Annotated in this window: 20 protein-coding genes; 7 read left to right on the top strand and 13 right to left on the bottom strand. The window is 71.8% G+C overall.

Features of this window, described 5'->3' with window-relative positions; genetic code table 11:
- The 4 genes from FV218_RS14340 to FV218_RS14325 all read left to right on the top strand — a co-directional run.
- Nucleotides 1–810: ABC transporter substrate-binding protein (locus FV218_RS14340; RefSeq protein WP_147710304.1), on the top strand; the 810-nt coding region annotated here is incomplete at its 5' end.
- 31 nt (nucleotides 811–841) lie between these two features.
- Complete coding sequence (locus FV218_RS14335; RefSeq protein WP_187273064.1) at nucleotides 842–1,891, top strand: iron ABC transporter permease; 1,050 nt, start codon at nucleotides 842–844, stop codon at nucleotides 1,889–1,891.
- Nucleotides 1,884–2,708 (top strand): heme ABC transporter ATP-binding protein, encoded by an 825-nt coding sequence (locus FV218_RS14330; protein ID WP_147710300.1) that lies wholly within the window; start codon nucleotides 1,884–1,886, stop codon nucleotides 2,706–2,708. Before FV218_RS14335 ends, FV218_RS14330 begins: the two co-directional genes overlap by 8 nt.
- 183 nt (nucleotides 2,709–2,891) lie before the next feature.
- Complete coding sequence (locus FV218_RS14325; RefSeq protein WP_147710298.1) at nucleotides 2,892–5,045, top strand: TonB-dependent hemoglobin/transferrin/lactoferrin family receptor; 2,154 nt, start codon at nucleotides 2,892–2,894, stop codon at nucleotides 5,043–5,045.
- A gap of 10 nt (nucleotides 5,046–5,055) precedes the next feature.
- Here the strand turns inward: FV218_RS14325 and FV218_RS14320 are convergent, their stop codons facing one another.
- Both FV218_RS14320 and FV218_RS14315 read right to left on the bottom strand, forming a co-directional pair.
- Nucleotides 5,056–5,454 (bottom strand): VOC family protein, encoded by a 399-nt coding sequence (locus tag FV218_RS14320; protein WP_147710296.1) that lies wholly within the window; start codon nucleotides 5,452–5,454, stop codon nucleotides 5,056–5,058.
- A gap of 139 nt (nucleotides 5,455–5,593) precedes the next feature.
- Nucleotides 5,594–5,899 (bottom strand): hypothetical protein, encoded by a 306-nt coding sequence (locus tag FV218_RS14315; RefSeq protein WP_147710294.1) that lies wholly within the window; start codon nucleotides 5,897–5,899, stop codon nucleotides 5,594–5,596.
- A gap of 124 nt (nucleotides 5,900–6,023) precedes the next feature.
- Between FV218_RS14315 and FV218_RS14310 the strand changes: the two genes are divergently transcribed.
- Together FV218_RS14310 and FV218_RS14305 are read left to right on the top strand one after the other, a co-directional pair.
- Nucleotides 6,024–6,311, top strand: a complete 288-nt coding sequence (locus FV218_RS14310; RefSeq protein WP_056087298.1) for a hypothetical protein — start codon at nucleotides 6,024–6,026, stop codon at nucleotides 6,309–6,311.
- Between the two features lie 60 nt (nucleotides 6,312–6,371).
- The gene (locus tag FV218_RS14305) at nucleotides 6,372–6,722 is read left to right on the top strand and encodes a 4-fold beta flower protein (RefSeq protein ID WP_147710292.1); all 351 of its coding nucleotides are present in this window, start codon (nucleotides 6,372–6,374) and stop codon (nucleotides 6,720–6,722) included.
- Nucleotides 6,723–6,741: 19 nt separating this feature from the next.
- On the opposite strand, the gene FV218_RS14300 is transcribed toward FV218_RS14305, so the two are convergent.
- The 8 genes from FV218_RS14300 to FV218_RS14270 all read right to left on the bottom strand — a co-directional run bounded on the left by FV218_RS14300 (nucleotide 6,742) and on the right by FV218_RS14270 (nucleotide 12,616).
- Nucleotides 6,742–7,116: a YciI family protein gene (locus FV218_RS14300; protein ID WP_147710290.1), complete on the bottom strand. Its 375-nt coding sequence runs from the start codon at nucleotides 7,114–7,116 to the stop codon at nucleotides 6,742–6,744.
- Nucleotides 7,117–7,511: 395 nt separating this feature from the next.
- On the bottom strand, nucleotides 7,512–7,763 hold the full coding sequence (locus FV218_RS14295) for a hypothetical protein (protein ID WP_147710288.1): 252 nt from the start codon (nucleotides 7,761–7,763) through the stop codon (nucleotides 7,512–7,514).
- 4 nt (nucleotides 7,764–7,767) lie between these two features.
- Nucleotides 7,768–8,106, bottom strand: a complete 339-nt coding sequence (locus tag FV218_RS14290; protein ID WP_056087287.1) for a hypothetical protein — start codon at nucleotides 8,104–8,106, stop codon at nucleotides 7,768–7,770.
- 52 nt (nucleotides 8,107–8,158) lie between these two features.
- Complete coding sequence (locus tag FV218_RS14285) at nucleotides 8,159–9,400, bottom strand: DUF2254 domain-containing protein (protein ID WP_246685130.1); 1,242 nt, start codon at nucleotides 9,398–9,400, stop codon at nucleotides 8,159–8,161.
- A 126-nt stretch (nucleotides 9,401–9,526) separates the two neighbouring features.
- Nucleotides 9,527–10,501: a cysteine synthase A gene (gene cysK / locus FV218_RS14280; protein WP_147710284.1), complete on the bottom strand. Its 975-nt coding sequence runs from the start codon at nucleotides 10,499–10,501 to the stop codon at nucleotides 9,527–9,529.
- A 135-nt stretch (nucleotides 10,502–10,636) separates the two neighbouring features.
- On the bottom strand, nucleotides 10,637–11,761 hold the full coding sequence (locus FV218_RS14275; protein ID WP_147710282.1) for a glycosyltransferase: 1,125 nt from the start codon (nucleotides 11,759–11,761) through the stop codon (nucleotides 10,637–10,639).
- A 35-nt stretch (nucleotides 11,762–11,796) separates the two neighbouring features.
- Nucleotides 11,797–11,970: a hypothetical protein gene (locus FV218_RS22815; protein WP_157085284.1), complete on the bottom strand. Its 174-nt coding sequence runs from the start codon at nucleotides 11,968–11,970 to the stop codon at nucleotides 11,797–11,799.
- Nucleotides 11,971–12,112: 142 nt separating this feature from the next.
- The gene (locus FV218_RS14270) at nucleotides 12,113–12,616 is read right to left on the bottom strand and encodes an META domain-containing protein (RefSeq protein ID WP_056087276.1); all 504 of its coding nucleotides are present in this window, start codon (nucleotides 12,614–12,616) and stop codon (nucleotides 12,113–12,115) included.
- A gap of 288 nt (nucleotides 12,617–12,904) precedes the next feature.
- Here FV218_RS14270 and FV218_RS14265 point away from each other — a divergent pair, with 288 nt between their 5' ends.
- Nucleotides 12,905–13,255, top strand: a complete 351-nt coding sequence (locus tag FV218_RS14265) for an XRE family transcriptional regulator (RefSeq protein WP_244474867.1) — start codon at nucleotides 12,905–12,907, stop codon at nucleotides 13,253–13,255.
- Nucleotides 13,256–13,258: 3 nt separating this feature from the next.
- Here FV218_RS14265 and FV218_RS14260 read toward each other — a convergent pair whose 3' ends face one another.
- From FV218_RS14260 to FV218_RS14250, 3 genes are read right to left on the bottom strand one after another with little or no spacing between them, the layout of a single operon-like run.
- Nucleotides 13,259–14,590 carry a Fic family protein gene (locus FV218_RS14260; RefSeq protein ID WP_244474866.1) on the bottom strand — a complete coding sequence of 444 codons (1,332 nt, stop codon included), beginning with the start codon at nucleotides 14,588–14,590 and terminating at the stop codon, nucleotides 13,259–13,261.
- Nucleotides 14,591–14,620: 30 nt separating this feature from the next.
- A complete protein-coding gene (locus FV218_RS14255; RefSeq protein ID WP_147710280.1) occupies nucleotides 14,621–15,841 on the bottom strand; it encodes an FAD-dependent oxidoreductase in 1,221 nt (406 codons plus the stop codon).
- Entirely contained in the window at nucleotides 15,838–16,794 is a 957-nt protein-coding gene (locus tag FV218_RS14250; protein WP_056087266.1) for a LysR family transcriptional regulator, read from the bottom strand. The genes FV218_RS14255 and FV218_RS14250 overlap by 4 nt, the downstream gene beginning before the upstream one ends.
- Nucleotides 16,795–16,934: the final 140 nt, after the last annotated feature.

Genomic DNA, 16,934 nt, shown 5'->3' with positions numbered 1-16,934 from the left:
CCGCCCGCCCGCGCGGCCGCCGCCACCCGCATCGCCTCCCTCGGCGGCGCCGTCACGGAGATCCTGTGGCGCCTCGGCGCCGGCCCCCGCATCGCCATCGTCGACACCACCAGCGTCTATCCGGCCGAGGTGCTGCGCGAGCGGCCGAATGCCGGCTATCTCCGGGCCCTCTCGGCCGAGGGTCTGCTCTCCGTCGGGCCCGATCTCGTCATCGCCGCCGAGGGCGCCGGTCCGCCCGCCGTGCTGGCCCTGCTGCGGGAGGCCGGCGTGCCCGTGGAGCTGGTCCGCGAGCCGCCCACCGCCGAAGGGGTGCTGGACAAGATCGCCACCGTGGGCCGCCTCGCGGGGCTGGAGGCGCCGGCCGCCGACCTCGGCCGCGCGGTCGCCGACCGGTTCGCCGCCCTCGGCCGGCAGCGCGCCCGCGTGGTGCGGCCGGTCCGCGCCCTCGTGGTGCTGTCGCAGACCGGCGGCCGCGTCATGGTCGGCGGCCGGGGCAGCACGGCGGACGGCATCCTGGCCCTGGCGGGTCTCGTCAACGCGGCGGACGGGATCGAGGGGTTCAAGCCCATGACCGACGAGGCCATCGTCGGCGCCGCCCCGGACGCCGTGATCATGATGACCACGGATGGAAAGAGTCCCACCCCCGAGGCGGTGTTCGCGAGCGGGACGGCGCTCGGCCAGACGCCGGCCGCCGCCCGGCGCGCCCTCGTCGCCATGGACGGCCTCACCCTCCTGGGCTTCGGGCCCCGGACCCCCGAGGCGGCGGGCGAGCTCATGCGGGCGGTCTACCCGGACCTGCCGCGTGACTGACGGTCCCGCGCCGGGCCGGCCCGGCGCCACCATCACCCCTTCGCCGGGCCGGCCCGGCGCCATCGTCTTCGCGGGCCTCGGCGGCCTGCTCGTCCTCGCCGTCCTGCTCTCCCTCGGACTCGGGGCGGTGCGGATCGCACCGGGCCGCATCTTCGACATCCTCACCCCTGGTAGGGTTGAGCCGGGCTTGGCCCGCGATGCCCTCGTGGTGCTCAACATCCGCCTGCCGCGCACCCTGCTCGGACTCATGGTCGGCGCCGGCCTCGCCGTGTCGGGCGCCCTCATGCAGGGCCTGTTCCGCAATCCCCTCGCCGACCCGGCCCTCGTCGGCGTCTCGGCGGGGTCGGGCCTCGCCGCCGCGGCGGTGATCGTCCTCGGCGACCGGCTTCTGGCCGGGGCGGGCCTGCCGGGACCGGTGCCCTACGCCGCACTCCCCGTCGCGGCCTTCCTCGGCGGGCTCACGGTGACCCTCGGGCTCTACCGGATCGCCACGCGGGCCGGCCGCACCTCCGTCGCCACCCTGCTGCTGGCGGGAATCGCGCTCGGGGCCCTCAGCGGAGCGCTGACGGGCCTCCTCGTCTATGCCAGCGACGACCGGCAGCTGCGCGACCTCACCTTCTGGTCCCTCGGGAGCCTCGGCGGCGCCACCTGGACCAAGGTGGGGGCGACGGCGCCGGCCCTGCTGCCCGTCCTCGTCCTCGTGCCCTTCCTCGGCCGGGGCCTCAACGCCCTGGTGCTCGGCGAGGCCGAGGCGTTTCACCTCGGGGTGGCGGTGGAGCGGTTGAAGCGCCTCGCCATCCTCCTCGTCGCCGTGGCGGTGGGGGCCGGCGTCGCGGCGAGCGGGGTGATCGGCTTCGTCGGCCTCGTCGTGCCGCACGCCCTGCGCCTCGTCATCGGCCCGGACCACCGCCGGCTGCTCCCGGCGAGTGCGCTCCTCGGGGCCGCCTTCCTGGTGCTGGCGGACGTCGCCGCGCGCCTCGTCGTCGCGCCGGCCGAACTGCCCATCGGCATCGTCACCGCCTTCGTCGGCGCGCCGGTCTTCCTGTGGCTGCTGCTGGGTCGCGGGCGAGGCGATGTCTGAGCCCGCGCTCCTCGCCGCCCGCGATCTCGCCTACGCCACGAATGGCCGCCGCCTCGTGGACGGGGTCTCGTTCGAGGCCAGGCCGGGCACGCTGCAGGTCATCGTCGGTCCGAACGGAGCCGGCAAGTCCACGCTCCTGAAGCTGCTCAGCGGAGAGCTCAACCCCACCCACGGCTCCGTCGCGTATGCGGGCGAGGCCGTGGCGGCGATTCCACCCTGGCGGCTCGCCGCCCTGCGCGCCGTGCTGCCCCAGGCCGCCCACCTCGCGTTTCCGTTCTCCGCCGCGGAGGTGGCGCGGATCGGCCTCGACGGCATCGGCCGCGGCCTCGGCCGGCGCGACCGCGACGGCATTCTGGCCGAGGCCCTCGCCCGCGCCGACGCGACCCACCTCGCCGACCGCGCCTACCCGACCCTCTCGGGCGGCGAGCAGGCGCGGGTGCAGTTCGCCCGGGTGCTGTGCCAGCTCGCCGCCGGTCGGACCCTCGCCGAAGGGCAGGTGCTGCTCCTCGACGAGCCGACCGCCAGCCTCGATCTCCGCCACCAGGGCGCGCTCCTCGACGCCGCCGGGGACCTCGCCCGCCGGGGTGCGGCCGTGATCGCGATCCTGCACGACCTGAACCTCGCCGCCGCCTACGCCGACGCCATGCTGGTGCTGGAGGACGGCCGCCTCGTCGCCCATGGTCCCCCGGCCGAGGTCATGCGCGATGGCCTCATCGCACGGGTCTTCGGCGTGTCGTGGCCCGTCGGCCGGGTTCCGGAGGGGGAACAGCCCTTCCTCCTGCCTCGTCGGACTGTTGCGGGCCGGCAACGTTCCTGATCGATGACTTGGGAAATCTGGAACGTCTTCAGGAACGTGCGACGTTAGATTGGAGTCTCGATAATCTAGGCTGTTCCCCCTGCCGTTGACCCTCCGCCATCCGGCGCGACAGGTGGGGATCAGCCAGCCAGCCCTTCGCCAGCCAGCCAATCCTGTTCGACTGTGCTTCTGGCGGATGCGTCCATGTCCCGATCGTCCCACCGCGCCTGGCTGGCGCTCGGCGCCTCGTTCCTCGCCGTGTCCGTGGCCCAGGCCCAGACGCGGTCCCCAACCGCGCCGCCGGTCCGTCCGGTCCCGGCCGCGGCCGATGTCAGCCTCGACACCATCTCGGTCACCTCGACCAAGACCCCGGGCAGCGCCGTCGATGCCCTCTCGGGCACGAGCGTGGTGACGCGCGAGCAGATCGAGCGCATCCAGCCGAGCCGCCTGTCGGACGTCCTGCGCGACGTGCCGGGCGTGACCACGCAGGAGAACCAGAACGATCCGGCCCAGGCGATCAACATCCGCGGCCTGCAGGATTTCGGCCGCGTCAACGTCCTCGTCGACGGCGCGCGCCAGGACTTCCAGACCTCGGGCCACAGCGCCAACGGGGTGTTCTACCTCGATCCGGAACTCGTCGGCGGCGTCGACATCACCCGGGGACCGACCGCCACCATCTACGGCTCGGGCGCCATCGGCGGCGTCGCCGCCTTCCGCACCCGCTCCATCGACGACATCCTCGCCCCCGACGAGAAAGCCGGCGCCGTACAGAAGCAGGGTTTTGGGACCAACGGCCAGAAGTTCATCAACTCGACGGCGCTCGGCGCCCGCATCGGCACGGCGGCGGATGTGTTCGGACAGTTCGTGTTCCGCAACAACGGGCCGTACCGCGACGGCCTCGGCATCCCGGTGCGCGACACCGGCAGCGAACTCAGCTCGGGGCTCGCCAAATTCAACCTCCGGCCCGCCGACGGCCACGAGCTCAGCGGCACGGCGCTGCTGCAGCGCTTCGACTTCGCCAATGCGGGCACCAGCAATGCCGGTGCGCGCTTCGCCAACGCGGTGCAGGCCGACACGTATACGCTGGGCTACCGCTTCGCCCGGCCGGATGTCCCGCTGATCGATTTCAGCATCAAGGGCTACACCACCACCACGCACAACGACCTGACCTTCCTGCAGGACACGGCCAGCGGCCTCTACGGCCGTCTCGGCACGCGGGCGGGCGACCGGATCACCTACGACATCGGGACCACGGGCTTCGACGTCCACAACACCGCGCGCTTCGACACCTGGGCGCTCGGCCACGCCGTCACGGTCGGCGGCGATTTCGTCCGCAACGACGTCCGCACCACCGACAACGCCGGCGGGTTCGGCGGCGCGTTCACGCCGTCCGGCCGGCGCAGCCTCGCCGGCGCCTTCGTGCAGGACGAGATCCGCTACGCCGGATGGCTCCGGGTGATCGGGGCCCTGCGCTACGACACCTACGACCTGTCGGGCGGCGCCTTCCGCTCCAGCGGCGACCGGGTCTCGCCGAAGATCACCGTCGGCGTCTCGCCGTTGCCCGGCATCGAGGTCTACGGCACCTACGCCGAGGGCTACCGCGCGCCCTCGATCACCGAGACCCTGGTCCAGGGCATCCACCCGTTCCCGGCCTTCAGCATCCTGCCGAACCCGACCCTGCGCCCCGAGGTCGCCCGCACGGTGGAGGGCGGCGTCAACCTGAAATACGACGAGGTGTTCGCGCCGGGCGACGTGGTCCGGGCGAAGGTCAACGTCTTCCAGAACGCGATCGACGACTTCATCAACATCCAGGCGGTGGGGCCGACCTACTTCGTGCCGGCCATCGCCGGCATCCCGGCCTCGGCCTGCGCCCGGATTCCGGGGCGCTTCCCCTGCGTCATCCCGGTCCAGTCGTTCCAGTACCTCAACATCGCCCGGGCCGAGCTTTCGGGCGTCGAACTGGAGGGCGCCTACGATTGGGGCCGCGGCTTCGTCTCCCTGGCCGCCACCCACACGGAGGGTCGCGACCGGGCCACGCGCCAGGGCCTCATCACCGTGCCGCCGGACCGGATCAGCACCACCCTGGGCCTGCGCTTCCTCGACGGGCGCCTGACGGTGGGCACCCGCCTGAACCTCGTCGATGCCCGCACCGACGTGCCCACGGGCGCCACCATCCTGGCGACCAAGGCCTACGCCCTGGTGGATGTCTTCGCCTCCTACCGCGTCAACGACCGGATCAAGGCGGACTTCATCCTGCAGAACGCCTTCGACAAGCGCTACACCCAGTACCTCAACGCCCTGCCCAATCCCGGCCTCGTCGCCAAGGCGGCGATCAGCATCGCGTTCGCCACGCGGTGAGGCGGGCGGATCAGGGGGCGTCGGAGCGCTGCAGGAACTCGATGCGGACGGCGTCCGGCCCCTCGATGAAGAGGACCCGCAGGCCGGGGCGCACGTCGGTGATGCCGGAGACGATGGTGGCGTTGCGGCGGCGCAGATCCGCGTGGGTCGCCTCGATGTCTTCGACGGCGAGACCGATGTGCTCGATGCCGAGGTGCGGCGCCTGCGCCGACGGCGCGAGGCCGTCCGGCGCCTGCTCGATGAACAGGGTCAGGCCGCCGATGTCGAGGATCACCCGGCTCACCGGCACACCCTCGCGGCCGATCTCCCGTGCGCCGAGGATCTCCACGTAGAAGGCCCCGGCGGCGACGGCATCGCGGCTGCGCAGGTGGACATGGTCGCAGCGGTAGCGTGTCCGAGGGATCGTCATGGTCCGGCTTCTCCGTGGAGCGGCGAGGGTAGACCGGAACCGCTCGGCCCGGCCACGCCCTTCGCGTGACGGGGTCGATCGACGGCAGGCCCGCGCCCGGCCGGGGACGAGCCCCCGCCGGGCCCTGGCACGCTGACTCTTACCGGTTGCCCAGGGACGGGCCGCCGGAGGTGCCGCCGGTTCCGGGCGGACCGCTGGTGGGCGTGCCGCCGACGTTCACCCCGGGGGTGCTGCCGGGGACCGAGGACGGGCTCGGATTGCCGACCACGTTCGGCGCGGGGCGCAGGCTCGGCTCCTTGGACTGGAGCCCCTCGTCGGGGGCCATGGACGGGGTCGTCACGCCGGTGTTGCCGGCGCCCCCCGTCGGCGCCAGCGTCTGGGCGAAGGCCGGACCGGCCAGGGACAAGCCGAGGGCGGTGGCGAGGATCAGGGTTTTACGCGTCATGGGGCGGTCCGTTGGGTGTGGGGTCGTCAGGCAACAGCCGAGCGACCCGGGAGTTCATTGCGCGCGGCGCGCCCGATCCCAGCTTCCGGTTGTCGGTCCCGCCCCGGCCTGCCATGGTCGCGCCATGGCCCATTCCACACCCCAACGCTACACCGCTGCCGAACTCGTCGAGGAACTGCGCGAGGCGGCCGAAGAGATCGTCCCCGAACTCAACGGCATCCGCGCCGAGGAAACCCTGGAGGGCGAGGCGGCCCAGATGATCGAGGAGATGGTGGACGCCCTGAAGCGCATCGCCGCCGGCGCGCCGCGGCCCCAGGATCTGGCCCGCATCGCCCTCGAAGCCAACACGCCGCTCAAGCCGTTCGGCCGCCCCAAGAACACCGTCGTGAAGATGCAGAAGCCCCGTCGCTAGGGTCCGGCACGGCGTTCGTTCGGGTTCACCACAATCGTCACCAAGGCAGGGAGTCGCGAAATGATCGAATTTTTTGATCGAGAGGGTCGTGAGACCGCGTTCTGTCGCGACGGACACTCGGTTTATCTCTGGAACGGCACGCCGGCGGCGTTCATCGACGACGATCAGGTGTTCGCCTATTCCGGCCGCTTCATCGGTGTGGCCAAGGACGGCTGGATCTGGGACGAGAACGGCGGGCGGCTCCTGTTCGAGTTCGACGCCGTCGGCGGCCCGGCCAAGCCCAAGCGCCAGACGAAGACGGCCGCCGGACCACGGCTCGCGAACCCGGCGCGGGGCGTGCCCGATCGGATGCCCACGCGGCCAGCACCGTCGCCCGCCTGGTCGGGCCGCACCTTCGCCGACCTGATCTGAACCCGGCGGCGTCCGTCCGTCAGTCCGTAGACGCGGCCAGGAAATCGGCCTCCTCGAACAGGGGGCGGATCTCGATCTCGCTCGGTCCGGGCATGGGATTGGGGCAGCGCTTGACCCAGGCCACCGCCTCGTCGAGGTCGGCCACGTTCCAGATCCAGAACCCCGCGAGGAGACCGGCCGTGTCCCCGAACGGGCCTTCGGTCACCGACCGCTCCGGCCCGTCGAAGGCCACCCGCCGCCCGCGCGCGGAGGGGTGCAGCCCATCGCCCGAGAGCAGGATGCCGGCCTGGATCAGGTCCGTGTTGAACTGACCCATGGCCTGAAGCAGCTCCAGGGACGGCATGAGGCCCGCCTCGCTGTCGGCGGTGGCCTTGACCAGGATCATCACACGCATCGATCGCTCCTCGCCGGGACGTTTCGGACGGTTTCGCATGCAGGCTAGAGTATTCGTCAGAAAAGCGAAATCCGGTTTTTGGAGCGGACGGGTGCGAGATTACGCGGATGCAAGACCGTGGGCCGGTCGTTCCGGGATGATCTGACGTATCGGGCCGGAACGACCACGCCTGATCTGGTCCCGCTGGCGGATCGGCGGATGTCTACGCCAGGGCGATCGGCAATGCTTCGACGGGCCGCAGGCCCGGCCGGATGCGAGGTCCGAAGCGATCATGGAGGAGGGGACGCGCCTCTGGAGGGCGCGCGCCGTACCGGGATCGAACAGGGGGCGGTCCGTTTCACGTCACCCCGCGAGACGCGCCCGCCCATCGGGCGGGCGCCGGGCAGTCCGAAGTGTCAGGAGCGCTTGCGGTCGGATTGCCCGTCCGACGAGCCGCCGACGGGGGCGGGGTTGCGGCCGGGGGGTGCCCCGTCCCTGTCCCAGTCCGCCTTGCGGTCGTGATCGGTCTGGCCGCCGGCACCCATGTCGGTGATGGCGGATTGGTCGGCGGTGTGGCCGCCGCCGGCCACGGCGGGCTCACCCGGCGTGCCGACATCGTCGTCGGGCTTGCGGGTGGCGGCGTCGGTGGGATTGGTCTTGTCGGCCATGGCGTCAGGCGTCCCCATCGGTCCCGACGGGGGCGGTCGCCCGGTCGATGGCCTCGGCGGCGGCGCCCTTCGGACCCCCGGTCTTCTGCGCGGCGTCGCCGATGCGGCGCAGGTTCTCCGGGGGCGTCTCGGCCTCGGTGGCGTCGGTGGCGTCGGAGCCCGGGGTGCCGGAGGCGATGCGGGCGGTCTCGGCTTCGCCGGAGGGGTCGCTCTTGAGGTCGCCCTGCGTGCGGGCGGGCAGGCCGATGTCGCGGGCGTTGTCCTGGCCGAGATCCTGGCCGTTGCGGTCGGCGTAGGCGTCGAAATCCTTGAGCGAGGGGCGTTCGCGGGGCGCGTCGGTCATGGGTGTCCTCCGTGGTTGTGAGGACAACGGCGCCTGAGCCCGCCCGGTTGCTTCAGTCCGGACGGCCGAGATCGTCGCGGGCCGCCCGCAGGACCGCGAGATCGGCCGGGATGGACAGCACCGCTTCCGCCCGCACGAGGGCGAGGTCGGCGTGATGCCGCGCCGCGCGGGCGAACTCCGCGTCACCGATCGCGTGCAGGGCCGAAAGGGCCTTCTGCAGGCGCAGGCCGACCACCACCGTGCCGGCCCCGTCGCGGGCGATGGGGGCGAACGCGTCCTCGAACAGCTCGTCCGTCGTGATGCCGGGCACGCGCAGGCGCGGGTGGAGGGGCGCCGCCGGGGCCATGGCCCGTCGCTCGCTCCACAGGGCGAGGACGCGCACCAGGGCTCCGAGCACGTCCACGACGGTGCCGGGATCGTTGATGGCGCTCGACAGCCCCCGGGAGGCCACCTCCGTGAGGACGATGACACCGAAGCGTGGATCGTCGTCGAAGGTGCGACGGCCCCCGATGACGAAGGCGGCGGCGAGGCGCGTCCGCGTCTCCGCGTCGGTGGGGCCGTCGATCTCCGCCAGCAGGCGGCCGGCGTGGACGAAGCGGCCCGGCAGCGCGGCGACGTGTACGGTGAGCCCGTCCGCCTCGGCGACGGCTTTCAGGCCGGCGGCGTCGACATGCTGGACGTAGCCCGTGTCTGCCGCCACGATCCGGGTGGCCCCGGCGGGGGCCGGGCACCAGGGCAGGCCGCCGAGATGGGGCGCGTCCGCCCGCCGCCGGATGGCGTCACGCGCGGCGGCCTCGATGGCGTCGATGGTCTCCCCGACGCGACCGAGATGCGACAGGGTGTCGATCCAGCGCACCAGCGTCACCACCACCAGGGCAATGACGAGGAGGGTGAGGCCGAACAGGATCACGCGGCCCTGCTCGCCGTAGATATGCGTCTTAAGGGCGATGAGGCCGACGACACCGTAGACGAAGGCGCCGATGAAGCTGCCCACCGCCGTCTGGGCGCGGGTGTCCTCCATCAGCAGGGTCACGGCCCGCGGGGTCGCGGTGTTGGTGGCGCCGCCATAGGCCTGGACCAGGGTGGCGAGGGAGAACGTCGCCACCGGCAGCATGCTGGTGGCGAGCAGCGAGAGGATCTGATCGACGGCGTCGGCGCCGATGGACTTGCCGAGGTCGGGCGGGATCAGGGGAGCGAGCAGGGCCGAAGCCAGGGCCGCGCCGACACCCGCCACGCTGAACAGGGCGACGCGCACCCACGGGCGGCGGGCGCCGCGCCGCAGACGATAGAACACCGTGGAAGCCAAGGAATTACGCTGCTTTCGGTCGCGGGGCCGGTGGGCCCGGACGGGTCGCTCGACCGGAACCGGCGGGCGGGACGCGGGGCCGGTGCGAGCCGGCCGCGCCCCGCCCGCGGACGATCAGATCCCCTCGAACAGGGCCGACGAGATGTAGCGCTCGGCGAACGAGCAGGCGACGGTGACGATGCGCTTGCCCTTGAACTCCGGACGGGCGGCGAGTTCGAGGGCGGCGGCGACGTTGCCGCCCGTGGAGATGCCGCCGGGAATGCCCTCGAGCTTGGCGAGCAGGCGGGCGGTGTCGAAGGCGGTCTGGTTCGAGACGGTGATCACCTCGTCGACGACGGAGCGGTCGAGGTTGTCCGGGATGAAGCCGGCGCCGATCCCCTGGATCTTGTGGGGGCCGGGCTGACCGCCGGAGATGACGGGGGAATCCGTCGGCTCCACGGCCACGACCTTGAGGCCGGGCAGGCGCGGCTTGAGGACCGAGCCGACGCCCGTGATGGTGCCGCCGGTGCCGACCCCCGCCACGAAGGCGTCGAGCTGGCCCTGCGTGTCGTTCCAGATCTCCTCGGCCGTGGTCTTGCGGTGGATCTCGGGGTTGGCCGGGTTCGAGAATTGCTGGGGCATGATCGCGCCCGGGATCTCGGCGATGAGCTCTTCGGCCTTGGCGATGGCGCCCTTCATGCCCTGGGGGCCGGGGGTGAGGGCGAGCTCGGCACCGAGGAAGGCCAGCATCTTGCGGCGCTCCAGGGACATGGTCTCGGGCATGACGAGGATGAGGCGGTAGCCCCGCGCCGCCGCCACGAAGGCGAGCGCGATGCCGGTGTTGCCGGAGGTCGGCTCCACCAGGGTACCGCCGGGCTTCAGCTTGCCCGAGGCCTCGAGGGCGTCGATCATGTTGACGCCGATGCGGTCCTTGACGCTGGCGATGGGGTTGAAGAACTCGAGCTTCAGCAGGATCTCGGCATCGATCCCGCGCTCCTTGGTGATGCGGTTCAGGCGCACCAGGGGCGTGTTGCCGATGGTTTCGGTGATGGAGCCGAAGATGTGGCCGTGGCCGGGCGTGCGGACGGGGCTCTGGGTGGACTCGGCCATGGGAATCTCCTGTCGCGGGCGTTTTGGTGTCGGGCCGGGAGATATCGCGTCGACGGAAGCGAGGCAATCGGCAACAGCCTGCGCGCAAAGGGAAATCTTCTCCCTCGCCAGGGTTTCATTCCGGGCTTGGAAACATCATGTCGCCCGGCGGGACGAAGGGGGAATTTCATTCTCCAGGCCCGCGCCCGCCCCGCGCCAGGCGGCCAGGAACCGCTCGGCCATGGCCCCGACGCCGTAGGTCGATTCGATTCGCTCCCGGGCCGCGAGGCCCGCCGCCCGGCGGACGGGCGGCGGCAGGGCCGCGACACCGGCGAGGGCGTCGGCGAGGGCGGCCGGATCGCGGGGCGGCACGAGGCGGCCGAGACCGCCGAGGATCGCGCCGGCATCGCCGACGGATGTCGCCACCGGCACCAGCCCGGCGGCCATGCCCTCGGCCACGGCATTGGAAAAACCCTCGCCGAAGGCCGAGGACGACACGGCGATGTCGCCGGCGGCCTGGATGCGGGCGAGGTCGTCGCGCCGGCCGAGCGCCAGGGCGTTCCCCGGCAGGGCGAGGCCCCGCGTCCCCTCGCCGGCGAGGAGGAACCGCAGGTCCGGCAGGCGCGCCGCGGCGGCCAGGAGGGTGGCGTGGTCCTTCATCGGATCGAGGCGGGCGGCGTGGACCGCCACCACGGCGTCGTCGGGCAGGCCGAGTTCCCGGCGCAGGGCCGCGCGGGCGGCGGGATCGGGCCGGAATCGGGCCGTGTCGATGCCGTTGGGGATGACGGCGAGGCGGCGCGGGCGGTAGCCCTCGGCCCGGTGGAAATCCGCCCCCGCCTGGCTGTTCGACACGACGAGTCCGGGCCAGCCGGACAGGCGCCGGCCGATGGCGAGGAGCCGGCCGTAGCGGGCGTGATCGATGTCGGAGTTGCGCAGGCCCCAGGCCAGCAGGGTTCCGCGCGGTGCGCCGGCGAGGCGGTGCGCGCCGGCGGCGAACAGGTCGCCGTGGTAGAGCCAGCCCTGGATCACCGCCGGACGCAGGGACCGGATCAGGCGGGCGAGGCGGATGAGCGCGGAGGCGGACCCGGCGGCCCCGCGCGGGGCGAGGCGGTGGACGGTGACGCCGAGGCGCTCCAGGGCGGCGGCGTTGGGCCCGTCGCCGGTCAGGCTCACCACGTGCTGGGGCATGCCCGCGGCCGTCAGGGCCCCGCACAGGGCGACCAGCATGGTCTCGGCCCCGCCCGTGCGCAGGCCGGAGATGACGTGGACGGCGGGCCGCACGGCGTCAGGCGGGGCGGATCACGCCCGCACGGGCCTCAGGCCCGCAGGAGGGCGGCGCACAGGACGGCGAGGGTGGCGAAGGCTCCGCTCGCCGAAGCGATGACGAGGGCACTCGGATGCGGGCCGGACAGGAAGGTGTAGCGGGTGTCCTCACGCGCGCCGTGCCGCAAGCCCTGGCTGCCGGTCGTCCATTCCAGTCGCGTTCCCATGGGGTTCCCCGTGCCTGCCATGGGGGGCAGCAGGCGCCGGGGGCGTTGAACGAGGGGTAAACCCGGGCCGGGGAGTCCGGATCGTCCTCAATACCGGCTTAACGCGAAGGCGGCGAAAACCCGCGCGGAGAACGGGCGACGATCAGAGGGCGCGGTCGAAGCGCAACTCGCCCTTCTGGCTCTTGATGACGAGCTGCGAACCGACGAGGTCCCACTGGCCGGCCGTGCGGAGCGCGATGAAGAAATCCTGCTCGCTGGCGCCGAGGCCCTTGTCGCAGGGCTTCTTGGTCAGGGCGAGGGGGCCGACGGCGAGGTGCTGGTCCTTCAGGGGGAAGGCCGTCGCCGCGAAGGTGTTGCAGCCGCCGTAGCCGCGGGCGCGGTACTGCTTGTCGACGATGAAGCTCGGCCGGTCGTTGCCGCTGAACACCTTGCCGTTGAGGCTGATGGCGGTCCAGGTCGCGTCGAGGGGGAAGATCTTCTCCTGCGCCTTGGCGCCGGGGACGTACTGCTTCTTCTCCGGCTTCTCGCGGGCGTCCTTGCCGAAGCCGGTGACGTTGCCGCCCATCTGGGCCTGCACCCGCGTCGCGGTGGTGACCGCAAGGGCCGCGATGGCACCGGCCATTGCGGCGATCAGGATCGCTCTCATCCTCGGGGCCCTTCTCAAGTTCAAGCGCGCACGCGTCGCGTCGGTGGACGTTAGTTCGCCCGCTTCCCGTGGGGACTGCGCGGCGCGAAAGCGCGCGAGACCTGTCGCGGAGCGAGCCTGCGCCAGGGCCAATCGGATAAGATTCCAGCACAAATATGGTCAAGGCCCCGTGAAGGGCGTTTTCCGGCCGTCCACCGGCCATCGCACCGGTTCGGGTTGAACGGAAGCCGCATATCCTCCGTTGTCGGGTCAGGCATCAGGGCCGGAACAGCGGATGGAGGCACCACGGTGACGGGATCGGACGAGGGCGGGGCGAGCGGCATGAATTCGAGCGGCATGAATTCGAGTGGCATGAATCCGAACACCATGAGTCCGGCGCAGTCGCGTGCGGCCCGCGCGCTCCTCGACTGGTCGTCGGGCGACCTCGCCGCCAAGGTCGGCCTCGGCGAGGATGTGGTGACGGGCTTCGAAGCGGGGACGGGCGACCTCGCCTCCGGCCAGATCGAGGCCCTGCGCAGCGCCCTGATGAATGCGGGCGTGGTGTTCGCCGAGGACGGCTCGGCCGGTGTCCGCCTGAGCGGCCGGGGCGGCGACGAGGGCACCCGCCTCGGCGCCCTGACCACGGAGAACGATCGCTGACGGTCAGGACGCGGCTCGGCCTCCGAGCCTGAAGGCCGGGGGCTCGGGCGCGTCGATCCAGTGATCCGCGAAGAGATTGGGGAAGAGTCGATCCCGGTAGTCCAGGGGAAAGGCGACGCGCACCGGTGATTTCGGGGTGCCCGATTTCAGAAATCCCCCGGCCACCAACCGGGACACCACGGTGCGTGCGGTGCGCTCCGAAGTACCCAGGAGGAAAGATGCTTTGCCGCGCTCCATCTCGCCGTAGCGGATGACGGTCGAAACGAGGTCGCCGGACCGTGCGTCGTATCCGAGGTCGGCAAGGAGTTTCCGATAGCGGGACTCCAGCGTGTCGAGCCTGAAGGCCGCTGCGGTGAACTGGATCTGATCGAGGACGACGGACAGGAACCATTCGCAGAACTCGCGTAACGCGGCCTCCGAGAGGTTTCCGCGACCATCGCGTGAGCCTTGGCGCGGCGTATCGGCATGGTCCATCATCCGCTTGTATTCGTTCCTCTCCTTGAGCCCGCGCGCCAAGCCACGGGAGATCGACCAGAGACCGCCCGCGCCGATGCCGGACTTCAAAGCCATGGCGTGCGAGACGAGGCGGCTCACGCGACCGTTCCCGTCGATGAAGGGATGGATGTAATTCAGCCGATGGTGGGCTGCCGCCATCGCGATGAGCCGGACACTCGGCCACGCCTCGGCCATGCCGAAGCGTCCGGCGAAGTAATCCATGAAGGGGGCGACGACCTCGGACGAGGGCGGATGGTGTCGTCCGACAACCACGTCCTCATCGGGTCGGCTGCGGAAGGCGCCCGGCACGACCGCGCCGGTCCGTCCGCCGGGAAGGCCGACGGTTCTGAACGTGTCGGGCATCGCCTCGTAGAAGCGACGGTGCGCCCATTGAATGAACGCGGTGGAGGTGGGCGAAGCAAGCTTGCCGGCAAGGTAAAGGGCATCGATCTCACGGTGGACCTCGACATGTGCGCGAGCCTCCAGGGCCAGGGGGCGCCGGGTCTCGTCCAGTTCCGCCCCGGCCAAGGCCCGCTCGATGTCCTTGGGTCGGGTGTCGTGTCCCTCGATCAGATTCGAGTAGTAGCAGTTCATCACGCGCACGAACTCGGCGAGTTCGGAGGCCGCATGGGGATGCAGACCCCGCCCAAGATCGGCGGCGGCGGCGTGGATGCTCGTGGTGAGATCGGCCAAGCCCCGCGGGATGTCGTTCTCGTAGAAGCACGGCTCGATCCGGAACGGTGTCTCTAGAACCCCCGTCATCCTGCCGATCTCCACGAGACAGAAAATCCTTGTCTCACCGTGCGTTGTTCGTCGCATCGGCACAAGGTTGCCGATCATGCCTGCCGATTGTCTTCGCCCGGACGAGCGTCAGCGTCCCGTCGCCAGGGCCTTGAGATCGTGGCCCGGGTCCGCCGCGTCCTCCGGGCTCAGGGCGCGGCCCTGCGCGAGGATGCGCCGGGCGGCCATGTGGTCGCCGGGGCGGTCCACCGTCTCGACGGCGGACAGGCGGCCGTCGCGGAACCGGAACACGCAGAGCCCCGCCGGAAGCGGTCGGACGACGGCCAGGTCCGACGGGGTGGCGAGACCGGCGATCTGGAGCTTGTGCGGGCCCTGGTCGCTCCAGAACCACGGCACCGCGTCGTAGGCGGCGGGCCGACCGGCGAGGCGGGCGGCGAGGCAGCGGCCCTGGTCGAGGGCGTTCTGCACGGATTCGATCCGGACGGGCGCACCGTCGGCGAAGCGGCTCGGGGCCCGGGCGCAATCGCCGATGGCGGAGACGGCGGGGTCGTCGGTGGCGAGGAACGCATCGACCAGGATGCCGTCTCCGACCGCGAGGCCGGCCGCCTCGGCCAGCTCCTGGTTCGGCACCACGCCGATGCCGACGAGGACGAGGTCGGCCGCGATGGCGGTGCCGTCGCTCAGATGGACGGCCTCGGCCCGCTCCGCCCCCGCGACGGCGACGACGCCCGACCCGAAGACGAAACGGATGCCGGCGGCCCCGTGCGCGTGGACGAAGAACGCGCCCGTGTCGGTCGAGACCGCCCGCGCCATCGGCCGGTCGGCCGCCTCGATCACCGTGACGGCGAGGCCGCGCGCGGCACAGATGCCGGCGAATTCGAGTCCGATGAAGCCGGCCCCGACGATGGCGACGGCGCGCGCTTCGCCCAGGGCCGCCTTCAGCGCGTCGGCGTCCGCGCGGCCGCGCAGCTGGAACACGCCGGGCCGGTCCGCCCCCGGCACCGGCAGCACCCGGTTGCGCGCGCCCGTGGCGAGGACGAGGTGGTCGTAGGCCATGGCCTCCCCGCCCGCGCAGAGCAGGCGCCGTCCGGGCCGGTCGATGGACGCGACCCGCAGGGAGGGGCGGTGGCGGATGTGGTGGTCGGAGAAGTACGCGGCCGGACGCAGTTCGAGGCCGGCCGGGTCGGTCCTGCCCGCGAGGTAGGCCTTCGACAGGGGCGGGCGCTGGTAGGGAAGGTCCGCCTCGTCGCCGATCAGCGTGACGGGATCGGCGTAGCCGGCCTCGCGCAGGGACGCGGCGAGTTGGAAGCCGGCCTGGCCGGCGCCCACCACCACCACGCCCGCGCTCACGCCTCGAACTCCGCGGTCACCGCCGAGACCCGGTGCGCCAGGGCGAGCTGGGGCAGCCAGCGCCCGCCATCCTTGACCACGTAGTCCCAGCACGCGGCGGCGGCGGGGCCCAGCACCTTGTCGGCCCGGCGCACGGCGTACCAGTCGCGCCGAATCGGCAGGCCGTCGACCTCGAGGAGGATGAGGCGGCCGCTCCCGAGCTCCGCCGCCACCGTGTGGGCCGAGATGAGGGCGATGCCGAGCCCCGCCATCACCGCCTGCTTGATGGTCTCGTTGGAGCCCGCATCGATGCCGAGGCGCGCCCGCTTGATCATGATGCCGTTCATGAATTCCTCGAACACCGTGCGGGTGCCCGAGCCCTCCTCGCGCACGAGGAAGGATTCCTGGGCCAGATCCTCGCGGGTCAACCGGGTCCGGCCGGCGAAGGGGTGGCTCGGGGCGGCGACGATGACGATGGGGTGGACGCCGAAGGTCTCGGCCTCGATGGCGAAATCCCGCGGCGGCCGGCCCATGATGGCGAAATCGATCTCGTAGTTGCGCAGGGCCTCGACCATGGTGCCGCGATTGCCCACCGCGAGGTTGATCTCCACGGCCGGATGCGTGCCGACGAACCCGGAAATGATGCCGGGCGCGAAATATTTCGCGGTGGAGACCACACCCATGGCGACCCGCCCGCCGGCGCCGCCCTTCAGGGTTTCCAGGCGGTCGGCACAGGTTTCCAGCACGGTGTTGATGCTGTCGATGGCCCACAGCATCTCCCGGCCCGCATCCGTGGGCCGGAGGCCCGTGGGCGTCCGGTCGAACAAGAGCAGGCCCGCCTCCTCCTCCAGCTGGCGGATGCGTGCATAGAGGGCGGCGGAGGTGACGTTGAGTTCCTGAGCCGCTCGGGTCATCGTGCCCAGGCGGGCGACGGCCGCGACGGCCTGGAGCTGTTTCAGGGACAGGTTGCGCATGGGCTGGTTTTAGTTTTTTTGGAACCGCCCGCAAGTTTTTTCAAATTCCTCGTTTCATGGGGACGCGCCGTCTGGCGCTCCGGTTGCGCCAGGCCCTATCGTGGTCAGGTCCTGTCGTGGCAAGGAGACGGGCGCGCGAA

Origin of the sequence: Methylobacterium sp. WL69, assembly GCF_008039485.1 — a bacterium.
Taxonomy (GTDB): Bacteria; Pseudomonadota; Alphaproteobacteria; order Rhizobiales; family Beijerinckiaceae; genus Methylobacterium.
The sequence above is the reverse complement of the archived record's forward strand: the minus strand, read 5'-3'. Positions and strand labels throughout refer to the sequence as shown.